The organism is Pseudoalteromonas sp. Angola-30 (genome assembly GCF_028599215.1).
Lineage (GTDB): Bacteria > Pseudomonadota > Gammaproteobacteria > Enterobacterales > Alteromonadaceae > Pseudoalteromonas > Pseudoalteromonas atlantica.
Genome location: NZ_JAQREI010000032.1, coordinates 1 through 5,314 on the forward strand (window position 1 = coordinate 1; position 5,314 = coordinate 5,314).

The window sequence follows — 5,314 nt, forward strand, 5'->3', positions numbered from 1 at the left end:
GTGCGACCGGCCACATAGAAGCACCACCACCTTGGTAAGGCACAAAATACTCTGTATATAACAGTGAACCTAATAGGCCCAACCAAGGCACTGCACCTGCAACAAAAATTGCTAATTTGTGCCTCATATACTTGGCGACCAACAAACCAACTAAACTCGATAAAGTTATTAAAATATACCAAATATTCATGTTAAGCCTCCTGCTCACTAACGCCCTAATAATGGGCAAAAAATTGTTGGCTAAAATGTTGAGGAACGAAAACAGCCAACTGTTTTTTGTCCTTATTAATTAGCTTTTTAGCAAGCTATTTAACCACAAGTTTAACGGATTTACCTACATTAAGTCTGTGTGATTCCAGAAATATATCTAATGTTAAATTTAATGGCTCTATCTCTGATTTTTGAGGCTCTAGCCAAGGGAATACCAATTTCATTACTCCATTATCTATACGTCCAGTCATGGGCGTATCCGGAAATATTAAATCAGGTTGTTTTCCTTCGGTGAGTCTAACGTAAACACCAAAATCTGAAATTTTATATGAACTGCTTTCTGGAAGAGATACGCTTAACTCTATAATTCCGAAATCAGAACAAGCTGAACTTCGTTTGCCTGATCCCCGAGACAAACTACTTAATTCCACTACTGGCTCTGGCACTAGCTCCCAAAAGTAACCGTTTTCGGATTGTTCAAGGGTAACCGCATTCCAACTATCGGGAATTGGGGTAAACATTCTCCAACCAGCAATTGAACAGGAAAGACTGTTGAATGAGACCAGATTACAAAGTAGTAAAAATAATAGGGAATTATTAAACCTGACACCCACTATAAATCAGCGAACTGAACTATGTTACTAAACATTCTCCTCGGGTGCCGAATTAATTTTTTATTACTTGGTCACTTTTATTTCATCCAATAAATAAGTCAGTGGCATTCTCAAACCTGAATTACACGCATGAAAATAACTGCAAGATTGCAGTTTTAATTTTTACTGAGTAATTTTTAATTTATGCGAGTAGCTTTTCGCAATTGCTAATATTTGAACGCCGTTTGCGCTTTAAATTTTCACAGTAACTTGCTTGTGAAGTGGGCCTCCCTACTGCACCATGAAATACGCGCGTAAATTGTGTGGTAAGTTTTAACCAGTTTTCTGGCGATATATTAAGCCTTTCTAACAAAGGAATGGTCATATTATTTATATGCCCAAGCTTATCCTCTCGCATTATTCGCCCTGTTAGCTCAACGAGTTCAAGGTACGATTTAAGCTCAAACGGCAGCCCTTTAGGCATAATCTGACGTGGCATACCTGCAAAACGTAGTAACTGCTTAGGTTGTTTACCTTCTGCCGCGCATGTTAAGCGATTTTGTACACTGGTATGGTCTGATTCTTCTGGTTTGTTAGCCATTTTAGCTCTAATGGGATTTAAATCGACATAGGCCATACAGGCTGCAAGTGCTGCTTCATCAAGAAGTGCTTGAGATTTGAATCTACCTTCCCAGAAACGCCCTGTGCAGTTATCTTCTTTATTTGCTCTGCGAGCAATGTTTTCATTTAACAACCGCATAAACCAGCTGATACTTGATAGGCGCTCTCGGTATTGCTTTACTGTTTGATTAAAAAAGATAAGTTCAACTTTACTTAGCTTTTCACCCTGTATGTATTTTTGTGTTAACAATGTGCCTTTACAGAGTTTATGCCAGCGAAAAATAATCTCTTTATCATTTAGCCTATTCGCTTTTTTATCATCTACATACAGTACTAAGTGCGTGTGATTGCTCATAACGGCATAAGCACACACGTCGATACAAAATACCTTAGCTAATTCAAGCAACTTATCCTCAACCCACCCTCGTCGATGCTCGTAAGATTGACCAGTAAAACGGTCTTCCCCACATAAAAAAGCACGACGAACACACCGTGAAATACAATGGTAGTATTTTGTATCAACCAAACTTACTTGTCGCTTTCTTGCAATTGCCATAAGACACCCAGCTCGTTTTTCACACTGATTAAAACGTAGTCTTCAATTTTAAAAAGAGCAAAATTTAAGTTGGGTGTCTGATTTATTTTTGTTGTCGATCATTTCTTGGCAATCAAGAAGCTCTTCCATTGAATATGTTGAATAATCTGGCTCACTCATGTTCCCCTCCGAAAGAGCTAACTTTTAAATAAGGGGCGCAGACATGTGGGCTAAAATCCGAGCGAAGCGAGTCATCCCATGTGTTTGCGTCCCAGCCCGCGCAGCGGGCGAACTTAATTTTTTTGTTATGTAACATTACCCTAAATAAGAGCATGCTTTTTGTACTTTTTAACAAACACTTTTACGTCTGCCAACGTTGAAGGGTATGAAACACAGCAATAGCTGTTTTTAATAGGCCGAATTTTTTGAAAATAGAAACCATGCTGAACGAGGTAAGCTACCTTTTTCCATTGCGCGATATCCGACTTTTTTGGAGCTTTGAAGTGCCGGCCTAAATTATAAGTAACACCACCGCAAGAAACACACTGGCCATGCAATGGATAATCGCATGGAGAACCAGGAAAGCTGCGTTGAAAAGAGGTTTTGCAGTCGAGGCACGCATAAGCCATATAATACTTGCCACTTAAAAAGGAAGCTTTGTCTGGTTTTATTGGTCTAGCCCTGAAACCAGAATCCCATCTAAGCGCTTTTTTAGTGTTTCTATCCATGAATATCCTGAGTCACATAACGCCTATGTTCAGCGGCAGACAAACCAGAGCGAAGCGGCGGTTTGGCTGTCCGGTGGAGGCCGTAGGCCGGAACGAACTGCAACGACTTGTTAGGCGAGTTCTTGGCTACAAGCGTAGACATAGTGATTGAAACCAGATTTCATAATTTCTTTTTCTATTTTCATGCCATTTTTCTCTGCCACCTTACGTGATGCCACATTTTCTGGCCGGATTAGTGAAATAACCTTGCTAAAAACCAGATTTGAGAAGGCGTAATCGCGACACGCTATAGCAGCCTCCGTAGCATAGCCTTTGCCCCAGAATTTTTTGTTAACGTGATAGCCAACTTCAATTTCTTCAATGCCCTCTACAGTTTGATTGATTAGGCCACAGTCTCCGATGACTTCACCAGTATTCTTTTTGACAAGAGTCCATAGACCGTAATTGTATGTTGCATAATTATCGAGATTCCAAGAGATCCAAGCCTTGACCTGATCTTCATCAAATGGGGCTGGGTAATAAGCCATTGTTTCCGCGTCTGAGAATATTTTATATAGAGGACAGAAATCACCCTCCGTCATTTCTCGTAATAAGAGGTTATTAGTTTCTACGATCATCATTCGCCTAACTTTTCAGTAACGGGCGCAGGCAAGTGGGGCATAATGGCGAAGCCGCCCCGCGTGTATGCGTCCCAGCGAACGAAGTGAGTGAGTTTATTGAGTTGTTATATGCCATTGTTAATGACTACCATCTGACCCAGATCCGCTACTGTCTCTGTTGCCACCACCAAATTCAGAATACTTCTTAGTTGGTTGATCCTGACTTTTATTAAACTGCCAAAGAGCAACTGCTCCAATGATTGGAATTAACCAAGCAATAATTATTTGAGCAATTTTTAGAACAGAGTCTAAGTCTTCTCTTTTGGCTAAGAATACTGATACTGCAATGCTAAGTACTAAGTATGTGACTAACGCAGAGTAAATAAAAAGAGAATCCATTTCACAATTTTCCGTGGCTTATAACGCCGCCATAAGCGGCTAAGTAACGTTGGCTATAATAAGTCGCGAGCCGACTGTTACGTGTCCGTTTAATGGCCTTGTTAAGTGTTATTTCTCAGCTAATATTTTTTTCTTTTCAGCTTCAAACTCTGCTTGGGTCAGCGTACCGGTATCTAGAAGCTCTTTGATTTTTATTAGGCGCTCATATTTGTCGGTTACCGCTACAGTTGTTTGTGTAAGCTCTTTATCAACGCATACAAAAATTATTTCTATTCTTGGGAAGTTTCCAAGGATATATGGTGGGGCAGCAGTATGCTCTGAAACAGTTAACATTTTTTTATTGCGATCTTTTTTACGGCAAAAATCATTTGCTCTTTTGGTCGCAGACTTCCTAATTCCGGACGTTCCACTAAAACCTGTAGATGCTTGATGAAAGACTCTATATCTTTCACCTTGAACTTCTTCATCTAAGGTATAAAAATCTTTGCCTTCATATACTGCACCTTCAAAATGTGAAGTGCTTTCACTTTCCTTTTGAATTGGCGACATACTTGAACAAGCACTCAAAAACAAAAAGATTGGAGCAACACAAAATAACTTTTTCATAAACCCCTTAGGTTGATATGACCAAAACACTTAACGCTTAGCCAAGAGGCAAATGCGAGCGCATTGGCTAAGCCAGCGAGCATTTGTCCCTGCCGCGCTTTTTGCGGCGAACTTAGGCAACTTGTTAGTGAGCATCTTTAATTGGCCAGATGAACTTACGAGCCACGAAAAACACTACAACGCCTATTACTGCAGCGGCAGTTCCGCCGAAAAGTTGTGCGACCGGCCACATAGAAGCACCACCACCTTGGTAAGGCACAAAATACTCTGTATATAACAGTGAACCTAATAGGCCCAACCAAGGCACTGCACCTGCAACAAAAATTGATAATTTGTGCCTCATATACTTGGCGACCAACAAACCAACTAAACTCGATAAAGTTATTAAAATATACCAAATATTCATGTTAAGCCTCCTGCTCACTAACGATTCGCATAAACAGCGAAGCAAGTTGGACGCTTTTTTGCGCCGTGTATTTTGCAAAAAACCGGCCTGCTTGCGGAGTCAGTTTTGATGCGTTTGTTATGTGCGTATCTATTTAAACCCAACTCTATTTCTCACTAGCTCAAAAATACACGCCCCAGTTAAAACGGAGTATACGCCGATTATGAAATAAAACATATTAGGACTAGTTTCGAGACTGTAATCTTCGCCTCCTTTAGGCGAAACTTCCCCCGTTAGTAGTCCATGAACAATTAGAAATATGAAAAATAGACCACAATAAACCAAGAGTACTTTGCCAAAAGCTGTATGTTTTTTCATGAACATTTTCCTCTTCAAAGTTCCTTTTCAAAGGGTTAATTGATGCTGGAACCTATGTTTTTCTTCATTAGCACATAACGCCCGCATAAGGGGCTGATAATTGTTTGCTAAAATGTGAAGCGTAGCGGAACCAAGCAAACTGTTAGCAGTCCCGTGCTTAATGCGCTTGTTATGTGTAAATTTTCTCCACACAATTAAAATCTGCAAATGTAACTTTAAATGTAGAACCTGAGCGTAACTCAATAATATGCTGAAATCCA

Annotated in this window: 8 protein-coding genes; all 8 read right to left on the minus strand. The window is 40.1% G+C overall.

The genetic code is table 11. From position 1 onward, the window contains the following. Nucleotides 1-190: hypothetical protein (locus PSH54_RS20350; RefSeq protein WP_273606983.1), on the minus strand; the 190-nt coding region annotated here is incomplete at its 3' end. Between the two features lie 115 nt (nucleotides 191-305). Next, nucleotides 306-731 carry a hypothetical protein gene (locus PSH54_RS20355; RefSeq protein WP_273606984.1) on the minus strand — a complete coding sequence of 142 codons (426 nt, stop codon included), beginning with the start codon at nucleotides 729-731 and terminating at the stop codon, nucleotides 306-308. A gap of 274 nt (nucleotides 732-1,005) precedes the next feature. Next, nucleotides 1,006-1,980 (minus strand): transposase, encoded by a 975-nt coding sequence (locus tag PSH54_RS20360; protein WP_273606985.1) that lies wholly within the window; start codon nucleotides 1,978-1,980, stop codon nucleotides 1,006-1,008. Nucleotides 1,981-2,279: 299 nt separating this feature from the next. Further along, the gene (locus PSH54_RS20365) at nucleotides 2,280-2,687 is read right to left on the minus strand and encodes a hypothetical protein (RefSeq protein ID WP_273606986.1); all 408 of its coding nucleotides are present in this window, start codon (nucleotides 2,685-2,687) and stop codon (nucleotides 2,280-2,282) included. Between the two features lie 110 nt (nucleotides 2,688-2,797). Continuing rightward, nucleotides 2,798-3,307 (minus strand): GNAT family N-acetyltransferase, encoded by a 510-nt coding sequence (locus PSH54_RS20370; protein ID WP_273606987.1) that lies wholly within the window; start codon nucleotides 3,305-3,307, stop codon nucleotides 2,798-2,800. A gap of 117 nt (nucleotides 3,308-3,424) precedes the next feature. Continuing rightward, nucleotides 3,425-3,685, minus strand: coding sequence for a hypothetical protein (locus PSH54_RS20375; RefSeq protein WP_273606988.1), 261 nt, complete (start codon nucleotides 3,683-3,685; stop codon nucleotides 3,425-3,427). A gap of 108 nt (nucleotides 3,686-3,793) precedes the next feature. After that, complete coding sequence (locus PSH54_RS20380; protein ID WP_273606989.1) at nucleotides 3,794-4,291, minus strand: SHOCT domain-containing protein; 498 nt, start codon at nucleotides 4,289-4,291, stop codon at nucleotides 3,794-3,796. Nucleotides 4,292-4,415: 124 nt separating this feature from the next. Then, nucleotides 4,416-4,697: a hypothetical protein gene (locus tag PSH54_RS20385; protein ID WP_004587912.1), complete on the minus strand. Its 282-nt coding sequence runs from the start codon at nucleotides 4,695-4,697 to the stop codon at nucleotides 4,416-4,418. Nucleotides 4,698-5,314: the final 617 nt, after the last annotated feature.

Coding starts and splice junctions, on each gene's coding strand:
- PSH54_RS20355 (WP_273606984.1), bottom strand. CDS start 731: ATGTTTACCCCAATTCCCGATAGTTGGAATGCGGTTACCCTTGAACAA.
- PSH54_RS20360 (WP_273606985.1), bottom strand. CDS start 1,980: ATGGCAATTGCAAGAAAGCGACAAGTAAGTTTGGTTGATACAAAATAC.
- PSH54_RS20365 (WP_273606986.1), bottom strand. CDS start 2,687: ATGGATAGAAACACTAAAAAAGCGCTTAGATGGGATTCTGGTTTCAGG.
- PSH54_RS20370 (WP_273606987.1), bottom strand. CDS start 3,307: ATGATGATCGTAGAAACTAATAACCTCTTATTACGAGAAATGACGGAG.
- PSH54_RS20375 (WP_273606988.1), bottom strand. CDS start 3,685: ATGGATTCTCTTTTTATTTACTCTGCGTTAGTCACATACTTAGTACTT.
- PSH54_RS20380 (WP_273606989.1), bottom strand. CDS start 4,291: ATGAAAAAGTTATTTTGTGTTGCTCCAATCTTTTTGTTTTTGAGTGCT.
- PSH54_RS20385 (WP_004587912.1), bottom strand. CDS start 4,697: ATGAATATTTGGTATATTTTAATAACTTTATCGAGTTTAGTTGGTTTG.